Raw genomic sequence first — 15,494 nt, 5'->3', positions numbered from 1 at the left:
ACGCCCGGTGATGCTGCGTTAAAAATTTCACGTCAAATGCTCATTTACTCAGTGTAAACTCCGCTTTGCCGTGAAATTTTTGCCTTGCCTGACCGTCGCTCGCTACAATTTTTAACCGAGTCATCGCGACTCTATTTCTTCGCTTTATCCAGCATGGCGCGCAGCCCGGCCACGCGACTTTGCCCGGTTTGCATACGCTCTTCCGCACTAACGACCTTGCGTTCGCTTTCCCACTTTAAATCGTCCTGCGGCAGCTCCAGCAGAAAACGGCTCGGTTCCGGGCGGATCAGTTCACCGTACTGACGGCGCTCACGGCACAGGGTAAAGGTCAGTTCTTTTTGCGCACGCGTAATGCCCACGTAGGCCAGACGGCGCTCTTCCTCAACGTTGTTTTCATCAATGCTGCTCTGATGCGGCAACAGCCCTTCTTCCATTCCTACCAGGAAGACGTAAGGGAACTCCAGGCCTTTCGAAGCGTGCAGCGTCATCAACTGCACCTGGTCTGAATCCTCATCACTTTCGCCGCGCTCCATCATGTCGCGCAGGGTAAAACGCGTCACGACCTGGGTAAGCGTCATCGCCTCGTCGATATCACTGCCTTCCAGCATTTCCGTCATCCACTGGAACAGGGTATTGACGTTTTTCATGCGCATTTCTGCCGCTTTCGGGCTGGCCGAGGTTTCAAACAGCCAGCTCTCATAGTCAATACCGCGGATCAAATCACGCACCGCCGCTATCGGTTCACGTTCGGCCAGCCGGGAAATCTCCTGTAACCAGGTGGTAAAGCGCTGGAGCGACTCCAGCCCGCGCCCGGTCAGCGTCTGCTCCAGTCCCATATCGAAACTGGCGTTGAACAGACTCTTATTGCGCTGCATGGCCCAGTCGCCCAGTTTCTGCAGCGTGGCAGAACCGATCTCACGCCGTGGCGTATTGACGATACGCATAAAAGCGCTGTCGTCGTCGGCATTGGTCAGCACACGCAGGTAAGCCAGCAGATCTTTGATCTCCGGGCGTGAGAAAAATGAGGTACCGCCGGAGATACGATACGGGATGCGGTTCTGCATCAGCATCTTTTCAAACACCCGCGACTGATGGTTACCGCGATAGAGAATGGCGTAATCTTTGTAGCCCGTTTTATTAATAAAGTGATGGGCAATCAGCTCGCCGGTGACGCGCTCCGCCTCGTGATCTTCATGGTTTGCGGTGACCACTTTCAGCTCAGCACCGTAGCCCAGCTCGGAGAACAGACGCTTTTCAAACACATGTGGATTATTGGCGATTAAAATATTCGCCGCTTTCAGGATACGTTCCGAAGAGCGATAATTCTGCTCCAGCTTAATCACCTGAAGCGCCGGAAAATCTTCCTGCAACAGCACCAGGTTTTGCGGCCGTGCTCCGCGCCAGGAGTAGATGGACTGATCGTCATCCCCCACAACGGTGAAACGCGCGCGATTGCCTACCAGCAGCTTGACCAGCTCGTACTGGCTGGTGTTGGTATCCTGATATTCGTCCACCAGCAGGTAGCGGATTTTCTGCTGCCAGCGCTCGCGCACTTCCAGATTGCGCTGGAACAGCAGCGTCGGCAGCAGGATTAAATCATCAAAATCCAGCACGTTGCAGGACTTCAGATGCCTGTCATACAGCCCGTAACAGTGGGCAAACAGCTTATCGCGTTCGGACAACGCCCCGGCCGCTGCACGCGACGGATCCATCAGATCGTTCTTCCAGTTGGAGATCGTTGAGATCAGCTGTTGCAGCAGGGTTTTATCGTTCTCCAGCCACTCTTCGGTCAGGTCTTTCAACAGTGCCAGCTGATCCTGATCGTCAAACAGCGAAAACTTCGCTTTCATTCCCAGCGCCGCGTACTCGCGCTTGATGATCTCCAGCCCCAGGGTGTGGAAGGTTGAAATCATCAGCCCACGCGCCTCTTTACGCCCCAGCGTTTGCGCCACACGCTCTTTCATCTCACGCGATGCTTTATTGGTAAAGGTAACCGCAGCGATATGGCGCGCCTGATAGCCGCACTCGCGGATCAGGTGAGCGATTTTGTTGGTGATCACGCGTGTTTTACCCGAACCGGCACCAGCCAGTACCAGGCATGGCCCGGTAACAAATTCGACGGCGTGTTGCTGACCAGGATTAAGACGCATATAAAAGATTCCGGGAGTGAAACAGGCGGGCAGTATAACTAAAGTTTCGCCTCCTGTGGCGGGGAAAAGCTCAGCGTAGGTAAATCGACAATATGCGCACCGCCGTCTATCACCAGCGTGGCCAGCCCACCAAAACGATCGACCACCTGAGCAATTGTCTGGGCACAACAGCGGCTGTCGGCCACGTAGAAGATGTAATCACGCTTACTCTCTTCATCTCATTTCTGAACGTTGCCGGGTCTGTAAAACAGGCAGAAAGAGGAACGTGATGTCGCAGGCTAAAATCCGCGTTAACGCGCCGGAAAGCATCCAATGACAGTCTCGCACCGGGCGCGATGAGCAGGTATAGTAGGCGCCATCCGGGCTCAGGCCTGACTGACAACAATTTTGGAGAGCAACATGGCGAAGATGGCAGCAGCACTGCACATTCTGGTAAAAGAAGAAGCGCTGGCTAACGATCTGTTAGAGCAGCTGAAGCAGGGCGCAGATTTTGAGAAGCTGGCAAAGAAGCACTCAACCTGCCCTTCAGGCAAGAAAGGCGGCCATTTAGGCGAGTTCAAACAGGGTGCAATGGTACCGGCATTCGATAAAGTGGTGTTCTCCTGCCCGCTGATCGAGCCACAGGGTCCGCTGCACACCCAGTTCGGTTACCACATCATCAAGGTGTTATACCGTAATTAAAAAAAGCGCCTGAGGGCGCTTTATTCGGGCGGATCGTTGATCCGCCCCTACGTGATTGATGGAAAATTAACCCGCTACAGCGATACGTTTCATATCGGTCATGTAGCCACGCAGTTTGCGGCCAACCGTTTCGATGTCGTGATGACGAATCGCTTCGTTCACGTCACGCAGCTGCGCGTTATCAACGGTCGTTGCGGTGTTAACCGCTTTGCCCAGATCGCCTGCCTGCAGCGTGGTCATGAACTCTTTCAGCAGCGGTACTGCCGCGTAAGAGAACAGATAGTTACCGTATTCAGCGGTATCAGAGATCACCACGTTCATTTCATACAGACGCTTACGGGCGATGGTGTTGGCAATCAGCGGCAGCTCGTGCAGTGATTCGTAGTAAGCAGACTCTTCAATAATGCCCGCCGCTACCATGGTTTCGAATGCCAGCTCAACGCCCGCTTTTACCATGGCGATCATCACCACGCCCTGGTCAAAGTAATCCTGCTCGGCAATTTTACCTTCGAACTGTGCGGCAGTTTCGAACGCGGTTTTACCGGTCTCTTCACGCCAGCCCAGCAGTTTTTTATCGTCGTTTGCCCAGTCAGCCATCATACCGGAAGAGAACTCGCCGGAGATGATGTCGTCCATGTGCTTCTGGAACAGCGGCGCCATGATGGTTTTCAGCTGCTCGGACAGGGCGAAAGCACGCAGTTTAGCCGGGTTAGACAGGCGATCCATCATCAGAGTGATGCCGCCCTGCTTCAGCGCTTCGGTGATGGTTTCCCAGCCGAACTGAATCAGTTTTTCTGCGTAAGGCGCGTCTGTGCCTTCAGCCACCAGCTTATCGAAACACAGCAGAGAGCCGGCCTGTAACATACCGCACAGGATAGTCTGCTCACCCATCAGGTCAGATTTCACTTCAGCAACGAAGGAAGATTCCAGCACGCCCGCACGGTGACCGCCGGTCGCCGCAGCCCAGGCTTTAGCAATCGCCATACCCTCGCCTTTCGGGTCGTTTTCCGGGTGTACTGCGATCAGCGTTGGTACGCCGAAGCCGCGTTTGTACTCTTCACGCACTTCAGTACCAGGACACTTCGGTGCCACCATCACTACGGTGATGTCTTTACGTACCTGCTCGCCCACTTCAACAATGTTGAAACCGTGAGAGTAACCCAGCGCCGCGCCGTCTTTCATCAGCGGCTGAACGGCCTGTACAACTGAAGTGTGCTGCTTGTCTGGCGTCAGGTTAACCACCAGGTCAGCCTGCGGGATCAGTTCTTCGTAAGTGCCCACTTTGAAGCCATTTTCGGTCGCTTTACGCCATGAAGCACGTTTCTCGGCAATCGCTTCAGCGCGCAGAGCGTAGGCAATGTCCAGACCAGAATCGCGCATGTTCAGACCCTGGTTCAGGCCCTGAGCACCACAACCAACGATGACGACTTTTTTACCTTTCAGGAAGCTGGCTTCATCGGCGAATTCTTCGCGAGCCATAAAGCGACATTTGCCTAATTGCGCCAGCTGATTGCGCAGGTTCAAAGTGTTGAAATAGTTAGCCATGGGGTACTCCGTATGAGGTTGTGTTCGCATTATTGTTTGTTGTCCGGGGGGATGCTTTCCAGCCCCTGAATAGACCTTATCATATGACAGGAAATGCGTTGCTGAAATTGATATATTAACAACGTGACATTGCACTTTTTGCAACGTACTGACGAGGCCCGACTCTGATGGATCTGCGTGACCTGAAATTGTTTCTCCATCTGGCTGAAAGCCGCCATTTCGGGCGCAGCGCACGGGCGATGCACGTCAGCCCGTCCACGCTCTCGCGGCAGATCCAGCGGCTTGAAGAAGATCTCGGCCAGACGCTGTTTCTGCGTGATAACCGCACCGTCACGCTGACCGATGCCGGAGAACGCCTGCGGCAGTTCGCCCAGCAGACGCTGTTGCAGTACCAGCAGATGCGCCACGCCATCGGGCAAAATGGCCCGTCTCTCAGCGGAGAACTGAAACTGTTCTGCTCGGTGACCGCTGCCTACAGCCACCTGCCGCCCATTCTCGACCGCTTTCGCGCCGAACATCCGCTGGTCGAAATCAAATTAACCACCGGTGACGCCGCCGACGCGGTGGAAAAAGTTCAGACTAATGAGGTCGATATTGCCATTGCCGGGCGGCCGGAAACACTGCCTGGCACCATTGGTTTCACCCCGCTGGGGTTGATTCCGCTGGTACTGATTGCCCCGGCATTGCCCTGCCCGGTACGGACTCAGGCGACAGAGCCGCAGCCGGACTGGGCACAGATCCCGTTTATTCTGCCTGCTCAGGGGCCATCGCGGCGGCGTATTGACCTCTGGTTCCGTCATCGTCACATTGCTAACCCGCAGATTTATGCCACGGTTTCCGGCCACGAGGCGATTGTCTCCATGGTCGCGCTGGGCTGTGGCATCGCCCTGCTGCCGGATGTGGTGCTGGAGAACAGCCCGGAGCCAATCCGCAACCGTATTCTGGAACTGGAAGATGTTGAGATGGTGGCACCGTTCGAACTCGGTGTCTGCGTACAAAAAAAGCGGCTCACTGAGCCGCTGATAGATGCGTTCTGGAAGTTACTCTAACCCGCGAGGAAGAAACGAAAAGCCGGGTTTTTGGTTTCATCATGGAAATCATAACCCAGCGCCGTCAGATGCTCTTCGAACTGCGGCTCACTGTCGCTCAGTTCAAACGCGGCGAGAACGCGGCCGTAGTCTGTACCATGGCTGCGATAGTGGAACAGCGAGATATTCCAGTGGGTCCCCAGCGTCTGCAGGAAACGCAGCAGCGCGCCGGGAGCCTCCGGGAATTCAAAGCTGAACAGGCGCTCACGCAGCGGTTTTGACGGCCGCCCGCCGACCATATAACGCACATGCAGCTTGGCCATTTCGTCATCGGAAAGATCCACCACCTTATAACCGCCTTCTGACAGCAGTTGCAGGATCTCGTGGCGCTCTTCAATTCCGCGCGTCAGGCGTACGCCGACGAAAATGCAGGCTTCATCCGCGTTGGCGTAACGGTAATTAAACTCGGTGACCGAACGCCCGCCCAGTAGCTGGCAGAAACGCAGGAAGCTGCCCGGCTGCTCAGGGATCGTGACGGCCAGCAGCGCTTCACGCTGTTCACCCAGTTCGCAGCGCTCAGAGACATAGCGCAGGCCGTGGAAGTTGACGTTAGCCCCCGACAACACGTGCGCCAGACGCTCCCCCTGGATCTGGTGCTGCTGGATATACTTCTTCATCCCGGCCAGCGCCAGTGCCCCGGAGGGTTCCGCCACCGCCCGCACGTCATCGAACAGGTCCTTCATCGCGGCACAGATCGCATCACTGTCAACAGTGACGATATCGTCAAGGTACTCCTGGCACAGGCGGAAAGTTTCACTACCGATCCGCTTCACCGCCACGCCTTCAGCAAACCCGCCGACGCGCGCCAGATCGACCGGATGGCCGGCATCCAGCGCCGCTTTCAGGCAGGCTGAGTCTTCTGCTTCCACCGCAATCACTTTGATTTGCGGCATCAGCTGCTTGATCAGCACCGCGACCCCCGCCGCCAGCCCACCGCCGCCCACCGGTACGAACACGCGGTCAAGATGCGCATCCTGCTGCAACAGCTCCATCGCCAGCGTACCCTGCCCGGCGATCACCATCGGGTGGTCGAACGGCGGCACGAAGGTATAGCCCTGCTGCTCGGACAGCTCGAGCGCTTTCGCTTTCGCTTCGTCAAAGTTAGCGCCAAACAGCAAAGCCTCACCACCAAACGCCCGTACCGCATCAACCTTGATATCGGCCGTTGCCACCGGCATCACAATCAGGGATTTAATCCCTAACTTGCTGGCCGACAGCGCCACGCCCTGCGCATGGTTCCCCGCCGAAGCGGTGACGACGCCGCGCGCGCGCTGTTCGGTATTCAGCCCGGCAATCATCGCGTACGCTCCACGCAGCTTAAAGCTGTGTACCGGCTGGCGATCTTCGCGCTTCACCAGAATAGTATTGCCGAGACGCGCAGAGATCTTCTCCATCTTCTGCAACGGGGTAACCTGTGCGGCCTCGTATACCGGTGCGCGCAGCACCGCGCGCAGATACTCTGCACCACTTGGTTGGTCGGATAGCGGTTGAGACTCAGCCATAGTTGTTAGCCTCCCAGCTTACTCTTATCACGGACGGCGCCTTTATCGGCGCTGGTTGCCAGGGTGGCATAAGCGCGCAGGGCAAAGGACACCTGACGCTCACGCCCGTGCGGCGTATACGCCTGATCGCCGCGTGCATCCTCTTCCAGGCGACGTGCAGCCAGTTCATTTTCCGGCACGTCAAGCTGGATGCCACGCTTCGGGATATCGATGTTGATGATATCGCCATCTTTCACCAGCGCGATGGTGCCGCCGCTGGCCGCTTCCGGCGAAGCATGGCCGATTGACAGCCCGGATGTGCCACCAGAGAAACGCCCGTCAGTGATCAGCGCACAGGCCTTGCCGAGGCCCATTGATTTCAGATAAGTGGTCGGATAAAGCATTTCCTGCATGCCGGGACCGCCTTTAGGCCCTTCGTAGCGGATGACAACCACGTCACCGGCAACCACTTTGCCGCCGAGGATCGCGGTGACCGCATCGTCCTGGCTTTCATAGACTTTCGCCGGGCCGCTGAACACCAGGCTGCCTTCATCGACGCCTGCCGTTTTAACGATACAGCCGTTTTCAGCAATGTTGCCGTACAGCACTGCCAGACCGCCGTCCTGACTGAAGGCGAATTCGCGTGAACGAATGCAGCCTTCCTGACGGTCATCATCCAGCGTGTCCCAGCGGGTATCCTGTGAGAACGCCTGAGTGGTACGGATACCTGCCGGGCCAGCGCGGAACATCTTCTTCACCGCTTCATCTTTGGTCAGCATGATGTCGTACTGGTCCAGCGTTTCACGCAGACTCAGGCCAAGGATGTTGCGCACGCTGTTGTCCAGCAGCCCGGCGCGATCCAGCTCGCCGAGGATCCCGAGCACGCCACCGGCACGGTGAACGTCTTCCATGTGGTATTTCTGCGTGCTTGGCGCCACTTTGCACAGGTGGGGAACCAGGCGCGACAGGCGATCAATGTCGGAGATATCGAAATCGATTTCACCTTCCTGAGCGGCAGCCAGCAGGTGCAGAACAGTGTTAGTGGAGCCGCCCATCGCGATATCCAGCGTAATGGCATTTTCAAACGCGGCTTTACTGGCGATGCTGCGCGGCAGTGCCGTTTCATCATCCTGCTCGTAGTAACGCTTGGTCAGGGTAACGATGCGACGACCCGCATTGAGGAACAGCTCTTTACGGTCAGCGTGGGTGGCCAGCAGCGAGCCGTTGCCCGGCTGCGACAGACCCAGAGCTTCGGTCAGACAGTTCATCGAGTTGGCGGTGAACATCCCGGAACAGGAACCACAGGTCGGGCAGGCTGAACGTTCAATCTGGTCGCTCTCAGCATCGCTGACGTTGGGGTTAGCCCCCTGGATCATCGCATCCACCAGGTCGAGCTTGATGATTTTGTCGGACAGCTTGGTTTTACCGGCTTCCATCGGGCCGCCGGAAACGAAGATCACCGGAATGTTCAGGCGCAGCGCAGCCATCAGCATCCCTGGGGTGATTTTGTCACAGTTAGAGATACAGACCATCGCATCGGCACAGTGTGCGTTGACCATGTACTCTACGGAGTCCGCGATCAGCTCACGCGACGGCAAAGAATAGAGCATCCCGCCGTGGCCCATGGCGATGCCATCATCAACAGCGATGGTGTTGAACTCTTTTGCCACGCCGCCTGAGGCTTCAATCTCTTCTGCAACCAGCTTTCCCAGGTCACGCAGGTGAACGTGGCCCGGCACGAATTGGGTAAAGGAGTTAACCACGGCGATAATCGGCTTACCGAAATCATCATCGGTCATTCCTGTGGCGCGCCACAGGGCACGGGCACCGGCCATATTGCGCCCGTGGGTGGTGGTAGCGGAACGGTACTTAGGCATACTCTATACTCCAGAAATCAGATAGTGCGCGGGCGTCAACTGACGCCCGCGAAAAGTCATTTTGTTATGGGTTGACCGGATCTAACCAGCCCCATTTGTCTTCCGTCTCGCCGGTGAACAGGCCGAAGAAGGCAGACTGAATGCGCTCGGTAACCGGGCCACGTTTGCCCGCACCGACCTGAATACCGTCAACGCTACGCACCGGGGTGATCTCAGCAGCAGTACCGGACATGAAGACTTCATCAGCCAGATACAGTGACTCACGCGAGAGCACCTGCTCACGCACTTCAATCCCCATATCCTGCGCCAGTTTGATGATGGCGTCACGGGTAATCCCCGGCAGAGCGGAAGAGGTGAACGGCGGTGTGAACAGAATGCCGTCTTTCACTTCAAACAGGTTCTCACCGGCACCTTCAGAGATGTAACCCTGGGTATCCAGAGCGATACCTTCCTGGTAGCCGTGGCGGCGCGCTTCGCTACCGACCAGCAGAGAAGAAAGGTAGTTACCGCCCGCTTTCGCCGCGGTTGGCAGGGTGTTTGGCGCAACACGATTCCATGAAGAGACCATTGCATCAATCCCCTGCTCCAGCGCTTCAGCACCGAGGTAAGCGCCCCACGGGAAGGCCGCAATGATCACGTCAGTTTCGTAGCCGTCCGGCGGGTTCACACCCAGGCCCACATCACCCACGAACACTAATGGACGGATATAGGCACTTTTCAGGTTGTTTTTGCGCAGGGTGGCGCGGCAGGCTTCCATCAACTCATCAACACTCAGGCTGACCGGGAAACGGTAGATTTTTGCAGAATCGCGCAGGCGCTGCATATGTTCACGATGGCGGAAGACTACTGGTCCTTTATGCGAGTCATAGCAGCGTACGCCTTCAAAGACTGAAGTACCGTAGTGCAGTGCATGGGACATCACGCTGACCTTAGCGTCTTCCCATTTAACCATCTCGCCATTGAACCAGATAAAGTCTGCTTTCTTCGTCATTCTTGTTTCCTTGCGCGCTTATGCGCGGATTTGTTGTGTTGTTTGTTGTTGGATCTGAACGCATGCCACGTCCATCAATTTACTCAACTGCGTTGACAGTAAATCGACGGAGCGCTGGCTGGCAACGGTCATCTCAATATTAATATTGTCGCTGTTCACCAGGGACGCCATGTTCATCGCGCACACCTGGAAGCCACGATGGCGCACGACGCGTAAAATGCGTTCCAGTATTTCCGGGCGAAAGCGTGCTTCGATAGACAATTGATGCTGTTTCATGAGGTCTTCTCCATCATATTTTCGTTGCTGGCACCCGGTGGCACCAGAGGCCATACGTTCTCAAGCTCGTCAATGGCGACGTGGAGCATGTATGGCCCTTCACTGTGCAGCAAAGCGTCTAATGCGGCGTCGACCTGGTCTTTACGGGTAATGCGCTGGCCTGGGATATCAAACGCACGGGCCAGCATCAGGAAATCAGGGTTATCGGACAGATTGGTTTCGCTGTAACGCTCGGCGAAGAACAGCTGCTGCCACTGGCGCACCATGCCGAGACGCTGGTTATCCAGCAGAACGATTTTGACCGGCAGCTGTTTACGCTTGATGGTGCCAAGCTCCTGCACGTTCATCATGAACGAGCCATCGCCGGATACGCAGATCACCGTGTCATCCGGGCGGGCCACCTGTGCCCCCACTGCGGCTGGCAGGCCGAAGCCCATCGTGCCCAGCCCGCTGGAGGTGATAAAGTTTTCCGGACGATTAAAGCTCATATGCTGGGCTGCCCACATCTGGTGCTGGCCAACATCGGTGGTGACCACGGCACTTTGCGGTTTACGGTCTGACAGCTGTTTCAGGAACAGTGGGGCAAAGATGGCGTCGCCGGGGTGGTCATAGCGCCAGCTGCCCGCGGCTTTCAGCGCTTTCACTTCTTCACGCCAGGCCTGAATCTCTACCGGCTGGTACAGGTCGGGCAGCAGTTTGTTAAGCTCGCCCTGCAGGCCCACATGCGCACGGCGCAGTTTGTGCAGTTCGGCCGGGTCGATATCAAGATGGATAACGCTGGCATGGGGAGCGAAGGTGTCCAGCTTCCCGGTAACGCGATCGTCAAAACGGGCACCCACGGCAATCAGCAGGTCACACTGCTGTACGGCCAGGTTGGCGGCTTTTGTGCCGTGCATACCCAGCATACCGAGGTAACAGGCGTCTTCGGCATCCGGCGTTCCCAGCCCTTTCAGGGTGGCAACCGTCGGGATCCCGGTCTCCTTAGCAAAGGCCCGCAGCGCATGGACGGCATCCGCCATGCCTACACCACCGCCAACGTAGAGAATGGGTTTCTTCGCCTGTGCCAACAGACTGCGCGCCTGTTGCAGTTCAGCGTGTGGATGAGCCACTTCCTGTTCAACCGGCAGCAGATGAGCCACCAGATCGCCGCAGGCAAGCTGGATATCCTTAGGGATATCAACCAGCACCGGGCCGGGGCGACCAGATTTGGCGATAGCGAAGGCTTCCGCCATCACCACCGGTAACTCTTCGAGGGACTCAACGAGGAAACTATGTTTGGTGCAGGCCAGGGATAAACCAAGGACGTCGATCTCCTGGAAGGCATCGGTACCCATCACCGCTGAAGAGACCTGGCCGGTGATGGCAACAATGGGGACAGAGTCGAGCATGGCATCGGCCAGCCCGGTGATCAGGTTAGTGGCACCCGGCCCGGAAGTGGCAATACAGACACCGACTTTTCCGGTGGCGCGGGCGAAGCCGATAGCGGCCATTGCGGCACCCTGCTCGTGGCGGCACAGTAGATGTTCGACACCGCCGTCGTAGAGCGCGTCATAGACCGGCATGATTGCACCACCCGGGTAGCCGAAAACTGTTTCAACTCCCTGTGCACGCAAAGCTTGAACCACCCACTGAGCACCATTCATAGTTATTCCCCCGCCTCTCGCTGGGAACAACAGCATTTTATGCTACTGTTCATATTCTGTTCCTCTGTCGTTGATGCCTTGCCAAAAAAAAACCCCCGGACCTTTCGGTGCGGGGGTTCTTTCGAAATCAGGCTTGATTTTTAAGCCTTTCTTTCTCCGAGCGTAGCCCCGCACGGCGTGATAATAATCACGACGACGTTAATGACGATTAGGCTAATGACTCGTAGAAGGGCTTTCATCTGGATTCTTTATAATTCGCTTGTTCGAAGTAATGCCTACAGAGTTATCACAGTTAGCCGTTTATATTCAACTTTTTTCATCATTTTATTTTATGAGCGCGTACACGATATTGGGAAAAATTATTGTTATTCAGTGAATAAGGAAAAATTGAATGTTTTTCATCAATCACGGTCCGTGAGTATTTATTTCCATGTAGCATAATTTAGTGAGGCGGATCGCAACAGGGTGTCGCTGACTGTTGAGCGGGTGAAAAACTTGTCAGCGCAGTACGCAAATCTCCCGATGCTGACTCGCTATCCTCAAACCGCCAGCGCAGAGTAGTGGTCACAAGGAGTGTCTTATGTCGCTATCTGTCGCCTTCACCCGCGCCGCACTTGGCGTGCAGGCACCTCTGGTGTCCGTTGAGGTTCATATCAGTAATGGCCTGCCTGCGTTATCGCTGGTCGGGCTTCCGGAGACCACCGTTAAAGAGGCGCGCGACCGTGTACGCAGCGCCATTATCAATAGTGGTTTCACTTTTCCCGCGAAGCGTATTACCGTCAACCTCGCCCCGGCTGACCTGCCTAAAGAAGGCGGCAGGTATGACTTACCTATCGCGGTAGCCATTCTCGCCGCTTCAGAGCAGATCCCGGCGGGAAAACTCCCGGTGTATGAATTCCTCGGTGAGTTGGCCCTGACCGGCGCGCTACGCAGCGTCCAGGGCGCAATTCCTGCTGCCATCGCCGCGCTGGATGCCGGACGGCAGCTGATTCTCTCTGTCGATAATCAAAATGACGTCGGCCTTGTGCTGCACGGAGAAAGTTTAGTCGCCACCACGCTTCTGGAGGTATGTGCTTTCTTACACGGTTCCGCAGAGCTGGCGACAGGGCGGTGTCAGCAACAGGCTATTCCCCCTGCTTCAGGAGATTTAAACGAGATTATTGGCCAGCTGCAGGCTAAACGTGCGCTGGAGGTTACAGCAGCCGGTGGGCACAACCTGTTACTGATCGGCCCGCCGGGAACGGGGAAAACGATGCTGGCATCGCGGTTGTGTGGTCTGATGCCTCCCCTAAGCGATCGTGAGGCCCTGGAAAGCGCCAGCGTAGCCAGTCTGGTGGGTAGCGGCGATCTGCACCGTCAGTGGCGTCAGAGGCCGTTTCGTTCCCCTCATCACAGCGCATCGCTATATGCACTGGTCGGTGGCGGCTCGATACCTAAGCCCGGAGAAATTTCGCTGGCGCACAATGGGATACTGTTTCTTGATGAGCTGCCGGAATTTGAACGCCGCGCGCTGGACTCACTGCGGGAACCGCTTGAATCAGGTGAAATCAGCATTTCCCGTGCGCGTGCGAAAATAACCTATCCGGCGCGCTTCCAGTTGATAGCCGCCATGAATCCCAGTCCAACAGGACATTACCAGGGGCCGCATAACCGCAGTTCGCCTCAGCAGACACTGCGCTATCTCAGCCGTTTATCAGGCCCGTTCCTCGACCGCTTTGATCTTTCTCTTGAGGTGCCGTTGCTGCCTCCCGGTATGCTAAGCGGTCAGTTGCGCACCGGCGAGTCAAGTGAACAGGTACGTGCCCGCGTACTGGCCGCGCGTGAGCGCCAGCTCGCGCGCTGTGGGAAAGTGAATGCCGGAATGAACAACCATGAAATCCAGGCATGCTGTACACTAACGTCAGGGGATGCTGAATGGCTGGAACAGGTACTGCTGAAACTGGGTCTGTCAGTGCGTGCATGGCAACGCATACTCAAAGTTGCGCGTACCATTGCCGATCTGGCGGGGGAAACATCAGTGGGTCGGGAACATTTGACTGAAGCGGTAAGTTACCGTGGGATTGACCGCCTGCTGATTCATCTGCATAACAGCCTGGATTAGTGCAAATGAGAAAGGGGCCGAAGCCCCTTTTTCTTAATCTTCACTGTCCGTATAGTCTTCAACACCTTCCATCTGCGGCTTGCCGCCGGAAAGGGTATGAAAACGCTTAGGACGTTTAATCCGGGTCATGTATTTTGACCAGACTTTTTCTGCCTCGGTTTGCGGTTCACGCACGCCGCGGCACACCTCAATGAACAAACGCTCTTCTTCCGTGCCAGGCTCACGCTTTGCCAGATCCAGCTCGTTGAAAGCGTAACCATAACGCTCAAGAAGTTGGGCTTCTTTGATGGTGAAATCACCGTGACGGGAGAACCCGCGAGGGTAATGTTTGTTATCAAAAAAACGATTCGTTGTTGCGAAGCTTTCCGCCATTTTACACGCTCCTAACTCTTTTATGGCCGTGCTATTTATGGCGCGGAGTATTAGATAGGCTTGACAGAGTGTAAAACAAAACATTTAAATCATAACGACAAATGTTTTTTAGGAGATGGATGTGGATACGGAATTACTGAAAACCTTTCTTGAAGTGAGCAGAACCCGCCACTTTGGACGTGCCGCGGAAGCACTCTATCTCACGCAATCTGCTGTTAGTTTTCGCATCAGACAGCTTGAAACGCAGTTAGGTGTGAATCTGTTTACCCGCCACCGTAATAACATCAGGCTGACGTCTGCCGGGGAGCGCCTGCTACCCTATGCAGAGAGCCTGATGAGCACGTGGCTGATGGCGAAGAAAGAGGTGGCACACACTCAGCAGCATCATGAGCTGTCGATTGGGGCCAGTGCATCCCTTTGGGAGGCGTACCTGACTCCGTGGCTACAGACGCTGTATGAGAACCGTGAGAGCCTGCATCTTGAAGCACGTATTGCACAGCGTCATTCGCTGGTAAAGCAGCTGCATGAGCGTCAGCTTGACCTGCTGATTACCACGGAAGCCCCCAAAATGGACGAGCTGACCAGTCAGCAAATTGGTCATATTTCCCTGACGCTATTCCGATCGCGAAAATCGGAGAAAAAGGAGAAATATGACTACATTAAGCTGGAGTGGGGCGCTGATTTTCACCAGCATGAAAGCTATCTGGCGGGGGCAGATGACGTTCCCGTGCTGACGACAACCTCAGCACATTTAACCCGTCAGCTGCTGCATACCACCGGAGCCTGTGCTTTTTTACCTGACGTCTGGGGTAAAGAATACAGCGATCTTTTAGTGATCCCTGACACTGCCGTCGCCTCCAGACCCCTGTATGCGGTGTGGTTACAAAACGGCGATCAGCAGGCACATATCCGGCAATTAATTAAGTTTCCGGTGAATATCAGAGCGTAATACGGTGAAATAAACATCAAACTGGACCGGCTTGCTGGTCCTTTTTTATACTTTCAGGAAGATAAAGAGGATAAAAGACAGGAATTTTAGACAAAAAAAATCCTTTGCCGAAGCAAAGGATTGTTTTTATTTGGCAGGGGCGGAGAGACTCGAACTCCCAACACCCGGTTTTGGAGACCGGTGCTCTACCAATTGAACTACGCCCCTAAAAGGGTGGCGGAACGGACGGGGCTCGAACCCGCGACCCCCTGCGTGACAGGCAGGTATTCTAACCAACTGAACTACCGCTCCACCGATTCTGTACTGACTTCAGACTGCGTCTGACTTCAGGTGTTTCGCC

The 15,494-nt window shown here is 55.6% G+C and carries 14 protein-coding genes and 2 tRNA genes; 4 read left to right on the top strand and 12 right to left on the bottom strand.

Features of this window, described 5'->3' with window-relative positions; genetic code table 11:
* Nucleotides 1-131: 131 nt before the first annotated feature.
* Both rep and ABEH87_RS20155 read right to left on the bottom strand, forming a co-directional pair.
* Entirely contained in the window at nt 132-2,150 is a 2,019-nt protein-coding gene (rep, locus tag ABEH87_RS20160) for a DNA helicase Rep (RefSeq protein ID WP_346579019.1), read from the bottom strand.
* Between the two features lie 38 nt (nt 2,151-2,188).
* On the bottom strand, nt 2,189-2,335 hold the full coding sequence (locus ABEH87_RS20155) for a hypothetical protein (protein WP_346579017.1): 147 nt from the start codon (nt 2,333-2,335) through the stop codon (nt 2,189-2,191).
* Between the two features lie 214 nt (nt 2,336-2,549).
* Between ABEH87_RS20155 and ppiC the strand changes: the two genes are divergently transcribed.
* A complete protein-coding gene (gene ppiC, locus ABEH87_RS20150; RefSeq protein WP_346579015.1) occupies nt 2,550-2,831 on the top strand; it encodes a peptidylprolyl isomerase PpiC in 282 nt (93 codons plus the stop codon).
* Between the two features lie 66 nt (nt 2,832-2,897).
* Here the strand turns inward: ppiC and ilvC are convergent, their stop codons facing one another.
* Nucleotides 2,898-4,376: a ketol-acid reductoisomerase gene (gene ilvC, locus ABEH87_RS20145; protein WP_346579013.1), complete on the bottom strand. Its 1,479-nt coding sequence runs from the start codon at nt 4,374-4,376 to the stop codon at nt 2,898-2,900.
* A gap of 167 nt (nt 4,377-4,543) precedes the next feature.
* On the opposite strand from ilvC, the gene ilvY reads away from it, so the two are divergent.
* Nucleotides 4,544-5,425 (top strand): HTH-type transcriptional activator IlvY, encoded by an 882-nt coding sequence (gene ilvY, locus ABEH87_RS20140; RefSeq protein WP_346579011.1) that lies wholly within the window; start codon nt 4,544-4,546, stop codon nt 5,423-5,425.
* Here ilvY and ilvA read toward each other — a convergent pair.
* The 6 genes from ilvA to ilvL form a co-directional block, all read right to left on the bottom strand.
* Nucleotides 5,422-6,966, bottom strand: coding sequence for a threonine ammonia-lyase, biosynthetic (gene ilvA, locus ABEH87_RS20135; protein WP_346579009.1), 1,545 nt, complete (start codon nt 6,964-6,966; stop codon nt 5,422-5,424). The genes ilvY and ilvA overlap by 4 nt on opposite strands.
* Before the next feature lie 5 nt (nt 6,967-6,971).
* Nucleotides 6,972-8,822, bottom strand: a complete 1,851-nt coding sequence (ilvD, locus tag ABEH87_RS20130) for a dihydroxy-acid dehydratase (RefSeq protein ID WP_346579008.1) — start codon at nt 8,820-8,822, stop codon at nt 6,972-6,974.
* A gap of 64 nt (nt 8,823-8,886) precedes the next feature.
* On the bottom strand, nt 8,887-9,813 hold the full coding sequence (locus ABEH87_RS20125; protein WP_048914336.1) for a branched-chain amino acid transaminase: 927 nt from the start codon (nt 9,811-9,813) through the stop codon (nt 8,887-8,889).
* Between the two features lie 18 nt (nt 9,814-9,831).
* Nucleotides 9,832-10,089, bottom strand: coding sequence for an acetolactate synthase 2 small subunit (ilvM, locus tag ABEH87_RS20120; protein WP_346579006.1), 258 nt, complete (start codon nt 10,087-10,089; stop codon nt 9,832-9,834).
* Nucleotides 10,086-11,732, bottom strand: a complete 1,647-nt coding sequence (gene ilvG, locus ABEH87_RS20115) for an acetolactate synthase 2 catalytic subunit (protein WP_346579005.1) — start codon at nt 11,730-11,732, stop codon at nt 10,086-10,088. The genes ilvM and ilvG overlap by 4 nt, the downstream gene beginning before the upstream one ends.
* Nucleotides 11,733-11,872: 140 nt before the next feature.
* Nucleotides 11,873-11,971: an ilv operon leader peptide gene (gene ilvL, locus ABEH87_RS20110; RefSeq protein ID WP_346579003.1), complete on the bottom strand. Its 99-nt coding sequence runs from the start codon at nt 11,969-11,971 to the stop codon at nt 11,873-11,875.
* Between the two features lie 341 nt (nt 11,972-12,312).
* On the opposite strand from ilvL, the gene ABEH87_RS20105 reads away from it, so the two are divergent.
* Nucleotides 12,313-13,833: a YifB family Mg chelatase-like AAA ATPase gene (locus ABEH87_RS20105; RefSeq protein ID WP_346579002.1), complete on the top strand. Its 1,521-nt coding sequence runs from the start codon at nt 12,313-12,315 to the stop codon at nt 13,831-13,833.
* A 33-nt stretch (nt 13,834-13,866) separates the two neighbouring features.
* Here the strand turns inward: ABEH87_RS20105 and ABEH87_RS20100 are convergent, their stop codons facing one another.
* A complete protein-coding gene (locus tag ABEH87_RS20100) occupies nt 13,867-14,205 on the bottom strand; it encodes a DUF413 domain-containing protein (RefSeq protein WP_346579001.1) in 339 nt (112 codons plus the stop codon).
* Nucleotides 14,206-14,326: 121 nt separating this feature from the next.
* On the opposite strand from ABEH87_RS20100, the gene hdfR reads away from it, so the two are divergent.
* The gene (hdfR, locus tag ABEH87_RS20095; RefSeq protein ID WP_346578999.1) at nt 14,327-15,154 is read left to right on the top strand and encodes an HTH-type transcriptional regulator HdfR; all 828 of its coding nucleotides are present in this window, start codon (nt 14,327-14,329) and stop codon (nt 15,152-15,154) included.
* Between the two features lie 131 nt (nt 15,155-15,285).
* Here the strand turns inward: hdfR and ABEH87_RS20090 are convergent.
* Together ABEH87_RS20090 and ABEH87_RS20085 are read right to left on the bottom strand one after the other, a co-directional pair.
* Nucleotides 15,286-15,361, bottom strand: a tRNA-Trp gene (locus ABEH87_RS20090).
* 7 nt (nt 15,362-15,368) lie between these two features.
* A tRNA-Asp gene (locus tag ABEH87_RS20085) sits at nt 15,369-15,445 on the bottom strand.
* Nucleotides 15,446-15,494: the final 49 nt, after the last annotated feature.

Origin of the sequence: Erwinia sp. Eh17-17 (genome assembly GCF_039675725.1) — a bacterium.
In the GTDB taxonomy this organism is placed as follows: domain Bacteria; phylum Pseudomonadota; class Gammaproteobacteria; order Enterobacterales; family Enterobacteriaceae; genus Erwinia.
The sequence above is the reverse complement of the archived record's forward strand: the minus strand, read 5'-3'. Positions and strand labels throughout refer to the sequence as shown.

Bases quoted from the DNA above. Each gene is read 5' to 3' on its own strand.
- rep (WP_346579019.1), bottom strand. From the start codon at position 2,150: ATGCGTCTTAATCCTGGTCAGCAACACGCCGTCGAATTTGTTACCGGG.
- ppiC (WP_346579015.1), top strand. From the start codon at position 2,550: ATGGCGAAGATGGCAGCAGCACTGCACATTCTGGTAAAAGAAGAAGCG.
- ilvC (WP_346579013.1), bottom strand. From the start codon at position 4,376: ATGGCTAACTATTTCAACACTTTGAACCTGCGCAATCAGCTGGCGCAA.
- ilvY (WP_346579011.1), top strand. From the start codon at position 4,544: ATGGATCTGCGTGACCTGAAATTGTTTCTCCATCTGGCTGAAAGCCGC.
- ilvA (WP_346579009.1), bottom strand. From the start codon at position 6,966: ATGGCTGAGTCTCAACCGCTATCCGACCAACCAAGTGGTGCAGAGTAT.
- ilvD (WP_346579008.1), bottom strand. From the start codon at position 8,822: ATGCCTAAGTACCGTTCCGCTACCACCACCCACGGGCGCAATATGGCC.
- ABEH87_RS20125 (WP_048914336.1), bottom strand. From the start codon at position 9,813: ATGACGAAGAAAGCAGACTTTATCTGGTTCAATGGCGAGATGGTTAAA.
- ilvM (WP_346579006.1), bottom strand. From the start codon at position 10,089: ATGAAACAGCATCAATTGTCTATCGAAGCACGCTTTCGCCCGGAAATA.
- ilvG (WP_346579005.1), bottom strand. From the start codon at position 11,732: ATGAATGGTGCTCAGTGGGTGGTTCAAGCTTTGCGTGCACAGGGAGTT.
- ilvL (WP_346579003.1), bottom strand. From the start codon at position 11,971: ATGAAAGCCCTTCTACGAGTCATTAGCCTAATCGTCATTAACGTCGTC.
- ABEH87_RS20105 (WP_346579002.1), top strand. From the start codon at position 12,313: ATGTCGCTATCTGTCGCCTTCACCCGCGCCGCACTTGGCGTGCAGGCA.
- ABEH87_RS20100 (WP_346579001.1), bottom strand. From the start codon at position 14,205: ATGGCGGAAAGCTTCGCAACAACGAATCGTTTTTTTGATAACAAACAT.